At 72.3% G+C, this 16,982-nt stretch carries 13 protein-coding genes and 2 pseudogenes; 11 read left to right on the top strand and 4 right to left on the bottom strand.

Features of this window, described 5'->3' with window-relative positions:
• The 9 genes and pseudogenes from ACGFYV_RS23810 to ACGFYV_RS23770 all read left to right on the top strand — a co-directional run.
• Positions 1 to 439: pseudogene (locus ACGFYV_RS23810) on the top strand (hypothetical protein); the annotation flags it as partial.
• A gap of 57 nt (positions 440 to 496) precedes the next feature.
• Positions 497 to 1,519, top strand: coding sequence for a ketoacyl-ACP synthase III family protein (locus ACGFYV_RS23805; protein ID WP_393880452.1), 1,023 nt, complete (start codon positions 497 to 499; stop codon positions 1,517 to 1,519).
• Between the two features lie 193 nt (positions 1,520 to 1,712).
• Positions 1,713 to 2,777, top strand: a complete 1,065-nt coding sequence (locus ACGFYV_RS23800; RefSeq protein WP_393880451.1) for an aromatase/cyclase — start codon at positions 1,713 to 1,715, stop codon at positions 2,775 to 2,777.
• Positions 2,764 to 3,393, top strand: coding sequence for an antibiotic biosynthesis monooxygenase family protein (locus ACGFYV_RS23795; RefSeq protein WP_393880450.1), 630 nt, complete (start codon positions 2,764 to 2,766; stop codon positions 3,391 to 3,393). The genes ACGFYV_RS23800 and ACGFYV_RS23795 overlap by 14 nt, the downstream gene beginning before the upstream one ends.
• Before the next feature lie 104 nt (positions 3,394 to 3,497).
• The gene (locus ACGFYV_RS23790; protein ID WP_393880449.1) at positions 3,498 to 3,689 is read left to right on the top strand and encodes an acyl-CoA carboxylase subunit epsilon; all 192 of its coding nucleotides are present in this window, start codon (positions 3,498 to 3,500) and stop codon (positions 3,687 to 3,689) included.
• A gap of 117 nt (positions 3,690 to 3,806) precedes the next feature.
• The gene (locus ACGFYV_RS23785; RefSeq protein WP_393880448.1) at positions 3,807 to 5,567 is read left to right on the top strand and encodes a fatty acyl-AMP ligase; all 1,761 of its coding nucleotides are present in this window, start codon (positions 3,807 to 3,809) and stop codon (positions 5,565 to 5,567) included.
• Positions 5,564 to 7,303 carry an acyl-CoA dehydrogenase gene (locus tag ACGFYV_RS23780; RefSeq protein ID WP_393880447.1) on the top strand — a complete coding sequence of 580 codons (1,740 nt, stop codon included), beginning with the start codon at positions 5,564 to 5,566 and terminating at the stop codon, positions 7,301 to 7,303. The genes ACGFYV_RS23785 and ACGFYV_RS23780 overlap by 4 nt, the downstream gene beginning before the upstream one ends.
• A 44-nt stretch (positions 7,304 to 7,347) precedes the next feature.
• A complete protein-coding gene (locus tag ACGFYV_RS23775; RefSeq protein WP_393880446.1) occupies positions 7,348 to 8,595 on the top strand; it encodes an acyltransferase domain-containing protein in 1,248 nt (415 codons plus the stop codon).
• Between the two features lie 202 nt (positions 8,596 to 8,797).
• Positions 8,798 to 9,220: pseudogene (locus ACGFYV_RS23770) on the top strand (4'-phosphopantetheinyl transferase family protein); the annotation flags it as partial.
• Positions 9,221 to 9,436: 216 nt separating this feature from the next.
• Here the strand turns inward: ACGFYV_RS23770 and ACGFYV_RS23765 are convergent.
• The 4 genes from ACGFYV_RS23765 to ACGFYV_RS23750 all read right to left on the bottom strand — a co-directional run bounded on the left by ACGFYV_RS23765 (position 9,437) and on the right by ACGFYV_RS23750 (position 13,995).
• A complete protein-coding gene (locus ACGFYV_RS23765) occupies positions 9,437 to 10,051 on the bottom strand; it encodes a DNA-binding response regulator (RefSeq protein ID WP_393880445.1) in 615 nt (204 codons plus the stop codon).
• Positions 10,052 to 10,084: 33 nt separating this feature from the next.
• Positions 10,085 to 11,257 carry a sensor histidine kinase gene (locus ACGFYV_RS23760; protein WP_393880444.1) on the bottom strand — a complete coding sequence of 391 codons (1,173 nt, stop codon included), beginning with the start codon at positions 11,255 to 11,257 and terminating at the stop codon, positions 10,085 to 10,087.
• Positions 11,258 to 11,416: 159 nt separating this feature from the next.
• The gene (locus ACGFYV_RS23755) at positions 11,417 to 13,693 is read right to left on the bottom strand and encodes a TOMM precursor leader peptide-binding protein (RefSeq protein WP_393880443.1); all 2,277 of its coding nucleotides are present in this window, start codon (positions 13,691 to 13,693) and stop codon (positions 11,417 to 11,419) included.
• Positions 13,690 to 13,995 carry a hypothetical protein gene (locus ACGFYV_RS23750; RefSeq protein ID WP_393880442.1) on the bottom strand — a complete coding sequence of 102 codons (306 nt, stop codon included), beginning with the start codon at positions 13,993 to 13,995 and terminating at the stop codon, positions 13,690 to 13,692. Before ACGFYV_RS23750 ends, ACGFYV_RS23755 begins: the two co-directional genes overlap by 4 nt.
• A 269-nt stretch (positions 13,996 to 14,264) precedes the next feature.
• On the opposite strand from ACGFYV_RS23750, the gene ACGFYV_RS23745 reads away from it, so the two are divergent.
• Together ACGFYV_RS23745 and ACGFYV_RS23740 are read left to right on the top strand one after the other, a co-directional pair.
• Positions 14,265 to 15,065, top strand: a complete 801-nt coding sequence (locus ACGFYV_RS23745) for a BTAD domain-containing putative transcriptional regulator (RefSeq protein ID WP_393880441.1) — start codon at positions 14,265 to 14,267, stop codon at positions 15,063 to 15,065.
• Between the two features lie 51 nt (positions 15,066 to 15,116).
• Entirely contained in the window at positions 15,117 to 16,766 is a 1,650-nt protein-coding gene (locus tag ACGFYV_RS23740) for an acyl-CoA carboxylase subunit beta (protein WP_393880440.1), read from the top strand.
• Positions 16,767 to 16,982: the final 216 nt, after the last annotated feature.

The following is a 16,982-nucleotide window of genomic DNA, read 5'->3' as shown; positions in this document are numbered from 1 at the left end:
TGGCGTCGGCAAGTCCGCCGCGACGGGCGGCGCCGACTGGTCCCCCGCGGTAGGCGGGGCAGGCAAGTCGTCTGCGGTAGGCGGGGCCGGGGAGTCCCACGCGGCGGGTGGCGCCGGCAAGTCCGCCGCGACGGGCGGCGCCGACTGGTCCCCCGCGGTAGGCGGGGCAGGCAAGTCGTCTGCGGCAGGCGGGGCCGGCAAGTCCCCTACGGCAGGCGGGGCCGGGGAGCCGGGCACGGCGGGGGAGGGTGCCACCGTGCAGGCGTTGCTGTCCTTCGACGACGGCGAACGCCGCTGGGGCACCGTCGGCGTCGGCCCTCACGCCACCGCCGCGGCCCTCGAAGCCCTGCTCGACGCCGTCACCTACGTCCTGACCGGCGGCAGCGGCCAGGGCCCCGGCCACGACACCCGGAACCTGGTCGCCGCACCGGTCGGCTGACGCGACGCGACCGGCGGACCCCACCGGCACCCCGACACCTCAGGAGCGGCTGTGCGCATGGCAGACATCTACCTCCGGGCGACCTCCGTACGCCTCCCGTCCCTGCTGGACATGGACGAGGCCGTACGCCAGGGCGGCTGCCCGCCGGGCCTCGCCGCCGCGACCGGCACGGTGTCGGTGGCCCACTCACCGGACGAGTCCGCCGCCGAGATGGCGGCCCACGCGGCACGCACCGCGCTGGCCCGCGCGGGCAGCGGGCCGGCCGACGTGGACCTGCTGCTGCACGCGGACACCTACCACCAGGGCCAGGACCTGTGGCCCGTCGGCTCGTACATCCAGCGCGAGGCCCTCGGCAACAGCTGCCTCGCGCTGGAGATCCGCCAGATGTCCAACGGCGGACTCGCCGCCGTCGACCTCGCCTCCGCCTACCTCACGGCCGGCCACGGCCACGGCGACGCGCTGCTCACCGCCGCCGACCGGTTCTGCGAACCCGGCATCGACCGCTGGCAGACCGACCCCGGCACGCCCTACGGCGACGGCGCCTCCGCGCTCGTGCTGTCCCGGCGCGGCGGCTTCGCCCGCCTCGTCTCCCTCGCCCTGCACGCCGACCCGGAGCTGGAGCCGATGCACCGCGGCGAGGAGCCGTTCACCCCGGCGCCGTTCAGCTACCGGATACCGGTCGACTTCGAGGAGGCCAAGCGTGCCTTCATCGCCAAGGCCGGCATGTCGTACGCCATCACCCGGGCGAACAACGGGCAGCAGACCGTGATCAAACAGGCGCTGGCCGACGCCGGGATGGAACTCGACGACGCCCGCTGGGTGGTGCTCCCGCACTTCGGCCGGCGCAGGCTGCAGGCCATCTACTACAAGCCGTTCGGGATCAGGCCGGAGCGCACCACCTGGGAGTTCAGCCGGACGGTCGGCCACCTCGGCGCCGGCGACCAGTTCGCGAGCCTCGACCACCTCGTGACCACCGGCAAGGCCCGGCCCGGCGACCGCTGCGTGCTGATCAGTGTCGGCGCGGGCTACAGCTGGGGCTGCGCCGTCGTCGAGATCACCGAACGCCCCGAATGGGCCTGACGGACACCCCCCTACAGCCCAGCCACGCCCCCTATAAGTCCCGGTCACACCCCCCTACGCCCTGGCCGGGCCCCCGCTCACTGTGCCGGGCCCGAACCGGCCACGCTCCATCCGGAGTCGAGGCGGGCTCAAGGCCATCTGTGTCAATCTGCTGACCGCCGTCTCGCACGGCACGACCGAAGGAAGGACCGCCGTGGCGACGATCGTTACGAGCGCGACCGAGGACACCGCCCCCGTCACCGGCCCCCATGTCACGGAACACGCCATCACCGTGTCGGCACCGCCCGACGCCGTCTACGCGCTGGTGGCCGACGTCTCCGGGTGGCCCCAGGTGTTCGGGCCCACCGTCCACGTCGAGGTGCTCGAGGAGAAGGCCGGCGACGGCCCGGACGGCACCGGCGAACAACTCCTTCGCATCTGGGCGCTCGCCAACGACCAGGTGCGCACCTGGACCTCGCGCCGCGTCCTGGACCCGCGCGCCCGCACCATCACCTTCCGCCAGGTCGTCTCGGCGGCCCCCGTCGCCACGATGGGCGGCACCTGGCGCGTCGAACCGGTCGACGACGGCACGACACGCGTGGTGCTTCTGCACGACTACCGCGCGATCGACGACGACCCGAAGGCCGAGGAGCTGATCGAGCGCGCCGTCGACCGCAACAGCGTCGCCGAACTCGCCGCCCTGAAGAAGGCCGCCGAACTCGGTTCCGGTGCCGACGAGTTGCAGTTGACCTTCAGCGACTCGGTGACCGTCGACGGCGCCGCCGCGGACGTGTACGCCTTCCTGGACCGCGCGGACCTGTGGCCCGAGCGGCTGCCGCACGTGGCCCGCCTCGACCTCACCGAGGACGAGCCCGGCATCCAGCACATGGACATGGACACCCGCAGCCCCGACGGCTCCCTGCACAACACCACCTCGGTGCGGGTGTGCTTCGAGGACCGGAAGCAGATCGTGTACAAGCAGCTGCGGGTACCGGTCGCCATGCGCGTGCACACGGGCCGCTGGACCATCGAGCCGTCCGGCGACGAAAACACGGGGAACACCGGGAACACCGGGAACACGGAGAACGCGGGGGGCACCCTCACCGTCACCTCCTGGCACACCGTCGTACTCGACCCGGAGGGCGTACGGGCCGCTCTCGGTCCCGACGCGACGATCGCCGAGGCCAGGGCCCTGGTGCGCAGGACCCTGGGCGCCAACAGCTCCACCACACTGCGTCACGCCAAGCAATTCGCGGAGGACATGCATGTCAGGACGTGAACTCGCGCGCCCTGTAGCGGTCATCAACCGTTTCGAGGTCAAGGGCGACACCGGCAAGTTCGAGGAGATATTCCACGAACACGCGCAGTTCCTGCGCCGCCGGGCCGACTTCGACTTCCTCGTCACCATGCGCCTGATCGAACGGCCGCACATCTACGTCCACCTGGGCCACTGGCGCACGCTGCGCGCCTTCCTCGACACGGTGCACGACGACACCTTCCTGGGGCACGTCGAGCGCCTGGAGCCGCTCGTCGAGACGGAGGCCGACCAGGCCGTCAGCGTCGCCCGGGTGCTGCACGAGAACGCGGTGGTCGGCACCCGGAGCGTGGCCCTGCTGCGCGCACGGGTGCGCGGGGACTGGGCCGCCTTCGAGCGCAGGTTCATCGAACTCGCGGAAATGTGCGACGAGTTGGGCGGCTTCGGCGGCAGCGACCTGTTGCGCTCCACGATCCGGCCGGCGCTGTACACGGGCGTGCTGTGGTGGCAGGACACCGGCGCCCTGGACCGGGCCCTGGACAGCGAGCGGGTCCGGGCGCTGCACGAGGAGTTGGCGCTCGGCGCGGACGTCGTCGTCGAGCGGGCACGGCACCTGGCCTATGAGCGGGTGATCCGCTGAGCACGACCCGCACCAGCGGGAGCCGAGCCGAGGACGTGCGGTCCTCGGCTCTCTCGCGTTCCGGGCACAAGGGCAGCTCTAGGTGGTACGTGCACCCTGTTCCCATGTCCCAGCAGACGCGGATCACCGTGGTGCGCGGCCGGCCCGACGCTGCCGAACTGGCCGCCGTCACCGCCGTGCTGCTCGCACTGGCACGCAGGGCGCGGGAGCCGGACGAAGAGGTCCGGGCGGCCTACGCGGACTGGACCGTCAAGAACCCCGGCCACCGCCCGGCGGTCGCCTGGCCGGAGCGATGACGGCCGCACACCACCACAGGCACGCACCACCACAGGCACGCCACACCACATCCAACGCACCACATCCAACGCACCACACCCAACGCACCACAGCGCACGACAGTGAAGGGGGAGACGTTGAACGGTCATCGGACATTCACCGACATCGTGCGGAGCAGGGCCGCACAGTCACCCGACCGTGAAGCCCTCGTCCTCCTCTCCGAGCAGGACGGAGGCCTGCGGCCGCACCGGCTCTCGTACGCCGAACTCGACCGCGCCGCACGCGCCGTGGCCGCCGGCATCACCCGGTACGCGGGCCCCGGCGAGCGCGTCCTGATCCTGCACTCCTCCCGCAGGCACTTCGTCATCGGCTTCCTCGCCTGTCTGTACGCCGGTGTGATCGCCGTGCCCGCGGCACCGCCCGGCGGCCTCGGCCGGCACGACGAGCGCATCGCGGGCATCGTCAAGGACGCGGCCGTCAGCTGTGTGCTCACCTCGCGCGCCGAGGCCCCGGCGGTCACCCAGATGCTCGCCCGCAGCGGATACGAGCGCCTCACCTGCCTGCCCACCGACGCCCCGCCCCTCGCCGACGTCCCGCCGCCCGCCGACGGCGACATGTGGCAGCCGCCCCGGCTGACCCCCGACGACGTGGCGTTCATCCAGTACACCTCGGGTTCCACGCGCGACCCGCGCGGAGTGATCGTGACCCACCGGGCGCTGATGGCCAACAACCGGGCGATCAGCGCGGCCCTCGGCACCACCCGGGGCAGCCGGATCGGCGGCTGGCTGCCGCTGCACCACGACATGGGCCTGGTCGGCCAGTTGCTGCACGCCCTGTGGCTCGGCGGCACCGCCGTCCTGCTCTCCCCGGTCGCGCTCGTCAAGCGTCCCGCCCACTGGCTGGAGACCGTCTCGCGCTACGGCCTGACCGTCAGCGGCGCCCCCGACTTCGCGTACGACCTGTGCGTGCGCAGGATCAACGACAGCCAGATCGCCGGCCTCGACCTGTCCGGGTGGCGGATCGCCGTCAGCGGCGGCGAGCCGGTGAACGCGAAGACCCTGCGCGCCTTCGCCCGGCGCTTCGCCCCCGCGGGCCTCGACCCCCGTGCCCTCGTCCCCTGCTACGGCCTGGCCGAGGCCACCCTGCTCGTCTCGGGCAGCCGCGACGGCTCGGCCCCGCGCACCCAGCGGCTGAGCGGCGCCGGCGGCTTCGTGACCGAGGCCGTCTCCTGCGGCCGGCCCGTCTTCGCGGACGTCCGCATCGTCGACCCGGACACCTTCGAGGAGCGCGCCCACGGGCAGATCGGCGAGATCTGGGTGCGCGGCGCCTCGGTGGGCCGCGGCTACTGGGCCCGGCCCGCGGAGACCGCCGCCACGTTCGACGCGCGCATCGCGGGCGGCAGCGCCGGCTATCTGCGCACCGGCGACCTCGGCACGCTGATCGAGGGCGAACTGTACGTGACCGGCCGTATCAAGGACCTGATCGTCGTCGGCGGTCGCAACCTGTACCCGCAGGACCTGGAGCGCACCGTCCGCGACGTCAGCGGCCTGTTCGGCTCCGGCACCGCCTTCGGGGTGCCCGGCGAGCGCGAACGCATCGTCGTCATACAGGAGTTGAGGGCGGGCAGCCGCTACGGCGTCGATCTCGCGGAACTTGCCGCGGCCATACAGCGCAGCCTCTGCGAGCAGTACGAGGTCCGCGCGGGCGGCGTTCTCCTCGTACGCCCCGGCACGGTCCGCCGCACCACCAGCGGCAAGCTCGAACGGTCCACCATGCGCCGCCTGTTCCTGGACGGCGAACTCGCCGCCCTCCACCAGAGCATCGACCCCGAGGTGGCACGCCTGGTCGCCCACGGCACCCGGCAGACGGTGGGCGGCGCGAGAGGAGGACGGCGATGACAGGGCCGTCGCGTGGACCACAGGAGCGCATCGACGCCCTGGAGAGCGCGTTCGGCCCCCTCGACGACCTGGACAACCCGCTCGGCGGTGACGCGCTGCTCGCCGCCGACGCCGCCGGCACCCCGCTGCCGGGCGCCGAGAAGGTCCTCGACGCCTACGGGCTGAACGCCGAGTTCGTGCCCGCCGAACTCGGCGGCAGGCTGCGGCGCATGGACGTCCTGGGCCGGCTGCTGCGCCCGCTGTTCCGGCGCGACGCCTCCCTCGGCTTCGGGTACGGCCTCAGCTGCTTCTTCGCCGCTGTGCCCGTGTGGACCGCCGGCGACGCCGGACAGCGCGACTTCGCCGCCAAGCTCCTGCTCGGCGGCGACCGGATCGCCGTCGCCCGGCACGAGGTGGCGCACGGCAACGACTTCGTCCGCGACGAGTTCACCGCCCGCCCGGACGGCACAGGGCTGCTCCTGAACGGCAGCAAGACCGCCATCGCCAACGCGGCCCGCGCCCGCGGTCTGGTGGTCTTCGCCCGCACCGGTGACGCGGACGCCGGCGGACGCAGCCACTGCGTGCTGCTCCTCGACCGCGCCGCGCTGCCCGCCGACCGGATCAGGGACCTGGAGCGCCGCGCCACCACCGGCATGCGCGCCGCCGAGTTCGGCGGCCTCGCCTTCACCGACTGCCCCGTCCCGGCGAGCACCGTCCTCGGCCGGGTCGGCGACGGCTACGAACTCTCGCTGCGCTCCTCGCTGCTGATCCGCGGCCTCATCCCGTCGATCGTCCTCGCCGGCGTCGACACCGCGCTGCGCACCGTGGCCACCTTCGCCACCCGCACCCGCGCCGACGGCCGCTCCTCGCTCGACGTGCGGCACGTCCGGTCCGTCCTCACCGGCGCGTTCCTCGACCTGCTGGTCATCGACTGCCTCGCCCTCGTCGCCACCCGGGCCCTGCACCTGCTGCCGCGCCAGATGAGCGTGTACGCGGCCTCGGCGGCCTATCTGGCGCCGCGGCTCGCCACCGAGACGATGGACGAGATGTCCGCGGTGCTCGGCGAGGAGAGCTTCGCGGTGAGCGGGACGTACGGGATGTTCCGCAAGCAATTGCGGGACCTGCCCGTCACCACGCTCGGCCACGCGGGCAGCGCCGGCCGGCAGGTCAGCATCCTGCCGCAACTGCCGTACTTCGCCCGGCACTCCTGGTTCCTCCAGCAGGAGGCGCCGGTGGGGCTGTTCCGGCCGCAGGAGAACCTCCCGCCGCTCGACCTCACCCGGCTGTCGCTGCTCGGTGACGGCGACCCGCTGGCCGCGACCCTGGTGGCCTGCACCGACTGGCTGGAGTCGGCCGACGTCACCCGGCCCGGACGCGACCAGTGGCCGCTGCTGCGCTCCCTCGCCCGCGTCTTCACCGTCGAACTGCGCGATCTGACCCGGGCGTTCCAGGCGGTCGACCCCGCCGACCGCGCGGCCCTCGCGAGCCCCCACCACTTCGCTCTCGCCGACCGCTACACCCTGGTGCTCGCGGCGGCGTCGTGCCTCGGGGTGTGGCGCGAGCAGGCCGACGACGGGACCGACCCCTTCCTGGCCGACCCCGCCTGGCCGTCCGCGGCGCTCTACCGCCTCGGCCGGCGCCTCGGCCTGCCCCTGCCCGACCGCCCCGTCGACAGCGAACAACGCGTGCTCGCCGAGGCGTTGACCCGCCTGCGCGAGCGCCGCTCCTACGACCTGTACGGCTCCGCGCTGGCCTGACCGTCGGCGGTTACCCGTCCCAGCCCAAGATGGAGCACTGACCCATGCCTGAACCACAGCGAGACGACGACTCCTTCGGCGCGACCCACCGCGAGTGGCTCGTCGAGCGGCTCACCCGGTACCTGGGGGTGCCCGTCGACGAGAACGTGCCCTTCCATGAGTACGGGCTCGACTCGGTCGCCGCGCTCAGCCTGTACGGCGACATCGAGGAGGAGTTCGGCCCCCTGATCGACCCGTCCGACATCGCCGAGCACCCCACCGTGCGCGGCCTCGGCCGCCACATGGCCCAGCGTGATCCGCACCCCGCCGGCGGCGGCCTGGTCCGGGCGGCCTTCGTGTTCACCGGCCAGGGCTCCCAGCACCCGGGCATGACCTCGGGCCTGTACCTCGACTCGACCGGGTTCCGTACCCACCTCGACGAGGCCGCGCAGGCGCTCCTGCCGTACACGGGCACGTCCGTGGTCGACCTGATCCTCAAGGACGACCCGCGCATCCACCAGACGGCCTTCACCCAGCCCGCGCTGTTCGCCGTCGAGTACGCCCTTGCGCAGGTGCTCCAGGAGGCGGGCGTCGTCCCGGTCGCCGTGCTCGGCCACGGCATCGGCGAGTTCGCGGCGGCCACCGTCGCGGGCGCCCTCTCCCTGCCCGACGCCGCCAGGCTGGTCTCGATGCGCGGCGCCTTCATGCAGTACCTGCCCTCACGGGGCGGCATGATGGCGACCTGCGCCGCCCCGTTCGAGGCGGCGGAGCTGGTCGCCGACGAGCCCGGCGTCGGCATCGGCGCCATCAACGCCGCCAAGGCCACGGTGCTCTCCGGCGACCGCGCGGGACTCGAACGCATCCAGGAGATCCTCGAACGGCGGGGCATCTCCTGTCGTCACCTGGCCGTCACGCACCCCTTCCACTCGCCGCTGATGGCCCCGATGGTGCCGAAGTTCGACTCGGTCGCGCGCAGAGTGTCGGGCGGCGCGGCCCGGATGCCGTTCTACTCCACCGTCCACGGCAGACTCACCACCGAGCCGCTGTACGGCCCCTACTGGAGCCGGCAGATCACCGCGCCGGTCCGGTTCGCCGACGCCGCCCGCGCGATGCTCGCCCAGCAGACACCCACCCATGTCGTGGAGATCGGACCGCGGGTGGTGCTCACCCCGTTCCTGCGCCGGATGGGCGGGAGCCGGGGGCCGAGGTGCCTCGCGGTGTGCCGGGGCCCGGAGAGCGACGCGGTGGACCTGGCAGGGGTGATCTCCGCACTCGACGCAGGGCCGCTCACGGCCGCGCCGGCCGGGGCGTGAGACGGTGACGGCCATCGGGCGGCTGGTGTCCGCACACGGTCCGGGCAGCCCCTGGGAACCGGTGCGTGACGAACTGGTGCGCACCGGAAGCGTCCTGGTGCACGGCAGGGTGCCGGACTGGAGACCGGCCGGCGACCCCGAGGAGCAGCGCTCCGTGCTGGGCCGCGACTGGGTGCGCTACGAGCGGCTCGCCCAGCCCCGGATGCGCGAGAACTTCCTCGCCTCCCGGCTCTTCCTGCGCCACACGGCCGCAGCCGCCCTGCGCACCCGTCCGAGCCTGGTGGACCTGGCCTACCAGCCGGGCGGGCGCCCCTATGTTCGCGGCCTCGACCAGATCGACATCAGCCTCAGCCACACCGACGACACGATGGTCGTCGGCCTGACCCGGCGCGGCCGCATCGGCGTCGACGTGGAGCGCGCCGACCGGCGCCTGGCCCGCACCGGCTCCGAGCGGCAGGCCTGCACCCCGTTCGAGACGGACCTGCTCGACCGGGGCGGCGAGGACGCGCGCAACGCCACGCTGGTGCGGCTGTGGACCCTCAAGGAGGCCTACAGCAAGGCGCTCGGCCAGGGGCTGCGCTTCCGCTTCACCGAGTTCGGCTTCACCCTGCGGGGCGTATCGGGCGCCCGCCTGGTACGCCCCGACGGCAGCCCGGCGCACGACGAGGGCTGGGCGTTCGGGACGTTCGCCGTCGGCGGCGCACACGTGGTGAGCGCGGCGGTGTACGACGCGGGGTTCGGCGAGCTCGCGGACGTGTCCGTGGGCACCACCTTGGACGAGGGCCTGCTGGACGTCCTGCTGGGGGCGTCGGCGGACTTCGGCCGTGCGGCCCCGGCCGGCTCAGGGGATCCAGCCGGCCTCTTCGGCTATGCGGACCGCGTCGATGCGGTTGCGGGCGCTGAGCTTGCCGACGATGGAGGTGAGGTAGTTGCGGACGGTTCCCTTGGTGAGATACAGGCAGCCGGCGATCTCGGCGGCGTCGGCTCCCCGGGCCGCGAGACGTAGCACCTCCATCTCCCGCGGAGACAGCGGATTGTCCGGGTAGTCCCAGGCGGTCAGGGCGAGTTGGGGATCCACGACACGGCGGCCGGTGGCCACCGACCGCACCGCGGCGGCGAGTTGGTCCGGTGGCGAGTCCTTCAGCAGGAACCCGGCCACGTGCGCGGACATGGCACGCCGCATGGTGCCGGGTCTGCCGAGGCTGGTGAGGATGAGGCAGCGGCAGCTGGGCAGTTGCTCGTGCAGCTCGGCCGCCGCGGTGAGCCCGTCGATGCCGGGCAGGTCGACGTCGATCACGGCGACGTCGGGGCGGGTGTCGAGCGCGGCCTTCACGATGAGGTCGCCCCGGTCGACCGAGGCCACGACTCTCAGATCGGGCTCCAGTTGCAGCAGGGCGACGAGCGCGCCGCGGATCATGTGCACGTCCTCCGCGAGGAGGATGGTGATGGACAGCATCCGAGTCCCCCGAACAAAAAGATGCGTCGGCTGTCAGGCCATGGCTCTGCCAGTGGTGTCAGTGTCTTGTGCGGCGGTGGCCGTCACCACGCCCGTGTCTCCCTTGTGGGGCTGGACGGGGGCTCGCGCCCTGAGGTGGAACAGGCCGTCCTCGCCGATGCCGGCCGTCAACTCCCCGCCTATCGCGGTGAGTCGGGCCCGCAGATTGCCCAGTCCGCTGCCGCCTCCCGCTCGTGTGTCCGTCTTCTCGCCGGTCACACCGTCGTTGACCAGCACCAGGAGGAGCATGTCGTCCTCACCGGTCGCCTTGATGGTACAAATCTCCGCCTTGCTGTGGCGCAGGATGTTCGTCACGCCCTCCCGCAGGACGGTCGCGAGGACCGTGTCGACGACGGGGTGCAGCCGCGCGACCTCGACGTCCACCGTGGCGCGGACGTCCGCGGACGTCAGGACCGAGGCGGCCGACTCCGCCTCCTCGCGCAGCGACATGTCGCGGTAGCCGCAGGAGACGAGCCGGACGTCGGCGAGGGCCTGCCGGGCGACCAGGAGCAGGGAGACGGTCTCCTCGCAGGCCTGCCGCGGGCGGGTCTGGATGAGCCGGTTCACCAGTTCGCCCTTGAGCGTGATCGTGGACAGGCTGTAGCCGAGCAGGTCGTGCAGGTCCCGGGAGAAGCGCAGGCGCTCCTGGGTGACGGCCATCTTCGCCAACTGCTCGCGCGTGTCGTGGAGTTCCTGCACCGCGTCGGTCAGCTTCGTCTGGCAGTAGATGATCACGCTGGCCAGGGCCACGGAGATGACGACGTAGCAGGCGTAGAGCACGCTCTCGCCCTTCGCCAGCACGATCGCGGGGGCGCTGGCGAGAACGAGTGCGAACAGCGGCCAGGCGACCCGGCCGGGCAGGGTCAGCAGCACCGTCGCGCCGAGCGGCCCCTGCATGCTGCCCCAGTCGAGGCCGAACCAGACCTCCGGCAGGTAGGTCAGGACGACCTGCACACCGAGAGCGGCGATGCGCCACCGCAGGGGCCAGCCGCGCGCGCCGGCCGAGGTGAGGGCGAACTGCACGGCGAACAGCATCAGGACGAGGGCGACGCACGTGGCGAGTCCGGCGGTACTCGCCTTGCCGGTCGCGAGCACGTTGACGACGACGACGGCGCAGTAACAGCTCAGCACCACGATGCGGATTGTGCGGGCGAGTTGTGGTGCCATGGTGAAACGGTGGGCAGTTCCATGGGACTTCGTGGCACCATCAGGACTTTCCGGGTTCCGGAAAGCGTCCGGCATCGTAGCCTCCTCGCAGGGGACGACCGAACGCATGCTAGGGCGAACGGGTTGCGGGCGGCTACCAGTGTCCCTTAAGGGTCGGATTCACACGAACAGCGGAATCGGGTTGAGATCTTCGTACCGCGTCGGCCCGCACACGCGTCCGAGCTGCACGGGCACGTCGTAGAGGCGTCCGGGCGCGTACCTGGCCCAGAAGGAACGCATCCCCGGGACGACCACCTTCACCACCGGGAGCTCCACGTCGGGCCGCGTCTGGTCGAGGACCAGCATTTCCATGCCCGCACCCCTGACCAGGGCTTCTGCCGCCGTGATCTCCTCGGCGAGATCAACTCGCGGCGTCCACATGCAACTTCCTGGTGTGAGGGGAGACTCGGCGGGATCCGGGCGCAGGTATGGCTGGTTCTCGACGGTCGCTTCCTGCCACCACGTGCTCAACTCCGGGTGAAGGGACGCGAACCCGCTCCCCGGATCCGCCGCGGTGTCCTCGGGAGGGAGCAGCTGGGCCATCTCGGTCACCGCCCGGCGCAGCGCCGTGCGGGGATCGAAATGAGCCCCGAACCCGAAGCAGATCCGCTCGGCCGGCCGAGCCCTGCGCCGGGAGACGGCGACCATGACGGGAATGCCGAGGTCGGCGGTGAGATCGAGCGCCCACAGCTCACGGCCCAGCCTGTCGTACGTGGTGCGGATCCGGGCGAGCCAGGGCTCGTCGAAGGCGTCCAGGTCGACGGCCGGCTGCCGGGTGCGGTTGTACCACCACAGGGCCACCGCGTCCCGCTCGACCACTTCGAGGAATCCCTGGACGACCGCGTCCTCAAGACTGCTGCCGGCCGCGTTGCCGTTGGAGTCCGCCCAGGGGGCGGCCGGTCCCGCGCCCGGTGCGGGCCCGAAGTACAGCATCGAGGTGGGCAGCATCCGGTGGGCGCCGGCGGTGAGGGACCACACCGGGGTCCACTCCCGTCGCGCCCCCGGGTCGAAGGGCGGCGGGACGTGGTTGAACGCGGAGGCCGTACGGTTCCAGGCGTCCCGCCGCGCGAACTGGCGCTCGGCGTACAGCTGGCAGGCGTTGGGGTGGACGGCGTCCGCGCCCAGTCCGGTGAAGCTGTCCACGACGACCGGCTCGTCCCCGTGCCGGGTCGCGCTGTAGCGCTCCACGGCCTCGCACAGGGCCCCGACCTCGGCCTCCACCGGGGTGATGCCCTTGCCGCCGCTGTGGCTGCGCAGCCCCCCGCGCAGGGCGGCCAGCGAATGGGCCTGGAGCGCGGGATTGCGCCCGGAGACATAGCGGTTCAGGCCGTCCGGAGCCCCCGGAGCGGGCTTCACCTCCGGCACCACCCCGGTCAGCGGGTCCACCAGGTGGCCGTAGCGGGCGAGCACCGCCTCCGGGGGCAGGGCCCGCTGATCGCCGCCCGGCGCACCGGACTTGAGGCGGGGGACGAAGGTCACCGGCCGCCGCACCCGCGCCGCCGTCAGCCCGGGATCGCCGCACTGCGGGCACTGCGGGCGCCGGGCCACCGCGTGATGCCGGGTGCGCAGGGTACGGGTGTCGAGCGTGCAGACGGCGCCCTGTTCCGCATGGCGCATGCCGGCCGCCCACTTCATCGCTTCGAGCACGGCGGTCTGCAGGCCCAGGGAACGCACGGAGTTCACGTACGCCTGCGGCAGCGCCACCGGGCCCGACAGACCGAGGACGCGCTGAACGGGCACGTGCGTCACACGGTGCCCGCGCAGCCGGTGGGCCAGACACGACCAGCAGGGCCCGTCCGGCCTGCCGAACACCGGCCCCACCCAGGCCTGCACACCGCAGGGCTTGGCGAGGAGCCAGGGCCGGCCGGCGCCGCGGTGCGCGGCGTCCACACCGTCCAGCTCCGGGTTGAGGTAGTCGTCGCACAGGACGAGCGTGAACACGGCGGACTCGTCGGTCGCCGCCAGGGTCAGCCCGGAGGCCAGGCACTCCCGGCGGACGGTGTCGGCGTCCACCGAGCCCAGGGTGACGACGCGCACGGGCGTGTTCCGCAGGGCCGCCTGGGCACCAGCCCCGCTCAGCCCGGACAGCTCCCAGTACGCCTCCGCCGCGCAGTCGGCCGCCGGGCTGCGGTAGCCGATCAGCTCGGCCCCGGCGAGCGCCGCGATGGTCTGCGCGGCCGCCTCCGCGGGAAGCACGGCGGAGACCTCGTCGAGGACCGTCTCCAGGGTCCGCGTGCCGTCGAGCAACGGCGCGAGCGCCTCGATGCACGGACCGTGCAGGGCGGTCGTACCGTGCTCCGACAGGAGGTAGACGGCCTCGCCGCCCACCACCTCGACCCGCAGGTGGGGCTTGAACCCCACCTGCTGCACACCCGCGAGCGCGCGAGGAGTCGTCACGCGCAGGTTGCCTCGACGAGGCGGGCCTCGTACGTGGTGCAGAAGAAGGAGGAGGCGGTGACGGCCGTGTCCACCCGGTCCAGGTCCTCCATCACGAGGCCCGCCCCGGTGTTCCCCGTCAGGTACATGGGCTCGGCCGCCACCACGCCGAACTCGGCGAGCACCGAGACCGGGTCGCTGTGGTAGCGCGCCGCCAGCTCCGGTTCGAGGCCGGCGCGGGCGGTCAGAAGCGCGATGCGGTGGTTCTGCGACAGTGCGTCCGCCGCCGGGGCGGCCGGGGCGAGGTCGATCAACGTGCTCATGGGACCCTCCAGTCCAGAGTGTTGAGAGACAGCGCGCAAGTCGGAACGGTGTTCGGCCGCTGCACGTGCTTCCGAATTCTTCAGTGAGCCGAACGCGGTGGCCCAGTGCCGGGCTCACCATCCCGGCATGACATTTTCATGGGTCCGTTCATGACCCGCTCACTGTGGCTCGAAGGCCCCTGCTGCCAGGCTCTTGCCACGCTCGGGAGGTACTGGCCATGACTTTGTGGCCGGGGGAGTCCTCCCGCGCGAGACGGGAGAGCAAACACATGGACATCAAAGTACTGGGTCGGCTCACAGCCGAACTGAACGGTGTGTCGGTGGTGCCGAGTGCTGCCAAACCGCGGCAGATCCTCGCTTTGCTTGCGTTGCAGCCCGGACGCGTCGTCACCGTACCCACGCTGATGGAGGAGATCTGGGGCGAGGACATCCCCCGCAGTGCCGCCACCACCTTGCAGACCTACATCCTGCAGCTGAGGCGCAAGATCGCCGTCGCGCTCGACGGCGACCCCGCCCGGCAGCCCAAGGACGTCCTCGTCACCCAGCACGGGGGCTACCTCCTGGAGGTCCACCCGGGCCGTATCGACGTACAGGAATTCGAGCAGCTGCACGCCTCCGGACGTGACGCGCACGCGGCCGAGGACCACCGGACCGCCTCCGAACTCCTCGGCCGCGCCCTCGGCCTGTGGCAGGGGCCGGCGCTCGTGGACGTACGCGTCGGCGGCGTCCTCGAACTGGAGAAACTACGGCTGGAGGAGGACCGCATGGCGGCCCTGGAGCGGCGCATAGACGCCGACCTCCAGCTCGGCCGGCACGCCGAGATGGTGCCGGAACTGCGCGTCCTGGCCGCCAGGCACCCCATGCACGAGAACTTCTGCGCCCAGCTGATGACCGCGCTGCACCGCTCGAACAACGCGTGGCGCGCCCTGGAGGCGTACCAGCGGCTGCGCGGCTGCCTCGTCGAGGACCTCGGCCTCGAACCCTCGCCCCGGCTCCAGCGCCTGCACCAGGCCATCCTGTGCGCTGACCCGGAACTCGACCGCGCGATCCCCTCACCCGCACAGGGCTGAGCGGGGCGGCTGCTCGACCCGCATTCGAGGCGGCGTACCTACGGTGCGCCGATGACGATCCTCGACGACCTCACCGCCCCGGGAACCACCCCGGAAAACGCCCCGGGAACCACCCCGACGACCACCCCGGCAGCCGCCCCGCTCACCGCACCTGACCTGCGGCGAGCCGCGGAAGAGCTGCGCCGCCTCAAGGAAGAGGTCGGGCGCGGCCCCGACCCCGAAGCGACCCGGCGCCAGCACGCGAAGAACAAGCTCACCGCGCACGAGCGCCTCACGGCCCTCTTCGACGAGGGCACCTTCACCGAGATCGAGCCGCTGCGCAGGCACCGCGCCACCGGCTTCGGCCTGGAGGACAGGAAACCCCACGGCGACGGCGTCGTGATCGGCTGGGGCCAGGTCCACGGCCGCACCGTCTTCGCCTACGCCCACGACTTCCGCGTCTTCGCGGGAGCCCTCGGCGAGGCCCACGCCGCCAAGGTCCACAAGGTGATGGACCTGGCGGAAGCGGCCGGCGCCCCGCTGGTGTCGCTCAACGACGGCGCCGGCGCCCGCATCCAGGAAGGCGTCACCGCGCTCGCCGGGTACGGCGGGATCTTCCGCCGCAACGTCGCCGCCTCCGGAGTCATCCCGCAGATCAGCGTGATGCTCGGCCCCTGCGCCGGCGGCGCCGCCTACTCGCCCGCGCTGACCGACTTCGTGTTCATGGTGCGCGAGACCGCCCAGATGTTCATCACCGGACCCGACGTCGTCCAGGCGGTCACCGGCGAGCGGATCACCCACAACGGCCTCGGCGGCGCCGACACCCACGCGAGCGTCTCCGGGGTCTGCCACTTCGCCTACGACGACGAGACGGAGTGCCTGGAGGACGTACGCTTCCTGATCTCCCTGCTGCCCGCCAACAACCGCGAGGCACCGCCCGCCGTCCAGGCCGACGACCCCGCGGACCGGCGCACCGACGCGCTCGTCGACCTGGTGCCGGCCGAGCCGGGGCAGTCGTACGACATCCGCGCGGTCATCGGGGAACTCGTCGACGACGGCGAGTACTTCGAGGTCCACGAGGCCTGGGCGCGCAACATCGTGTGCGCGCTCGCCCGCCTCGACGGGCACACCGTCGGCATCGTCGCCAACCAGCCCGCCGTGCTCGCCGGCGTCCTCGACATCCACGCCAGCGAGAAGGCCGCCCGCTTCGTGTCCACCTGCGACGCCTTCAACATCCCGCTGGTCACCCTCGTCGACGTGCCCGGCTTCCTGCCCGGCGTCGACCAGGAGCACAACGGCATCATCCGGCACGGCGCCAAACTCCTGTACGCGTACTGCAACGCCACCGTGCCCCGCATCTCGCTGGTCCTGCGCAAGGCGTACGGCGGCGCGTACATCGTGATGGACTCCCGCTCCATCGGCTGCGACCTCTCCTTCGCCTGGCCGACCAACGAGATCGCCGTCATGGGCGCCGAAGGCGCGGCGAACGTCATCTTCCGCCGGGAGATCAACGCCTCCGACGACCCCGAAGGGGTCCGCGCCCAGCGCATCAAGGAGTACCGGACCGAGCTGATGCACCCCTACTACGCCGCCGAACGCGGCCTGGTGGACGACGTCGTCGACCCGGCCGACACCCGCTCCGTCCTCATCCGCTCCCTCGCCATGCTGCGCGGCAAAAAGGCCGAAGTGCCTGCTCGCAAGCATGGCAACAGCCCGACCTGACAAGGCGGCCGACCGGTCCACGCGGACACGAGCGGGTGTCGAGGGGGCGCACGTTCCATGTGGACACCGGACATACGGCACGCCACAAGCGGCCGGACGGCCGGGTCGGCCGGCCGGGGCGAGCACCCACCCCCGTACGCCCCGGCCGCCGAGACAACGCGAATGCTCTGACGAAGGGATCGACAGTGGCCCGCACAGTTCCATCCGGCAGGGAGT

The organism is Streptomyces sp. NPDC048297 (assembly GCF_043201585.1).
Taxonomy (GTDB): domain Bacteria; phylum Actinomycetota; class Actinomycetes; order Streptomycetales; family Streptomycetaceae; genus Streptomyces.
The sequence above is the reverse complement of the archived record's forward strand: the minus strand, read 5'-3'. Positions and strand labels throughout refer to the sequence as shown.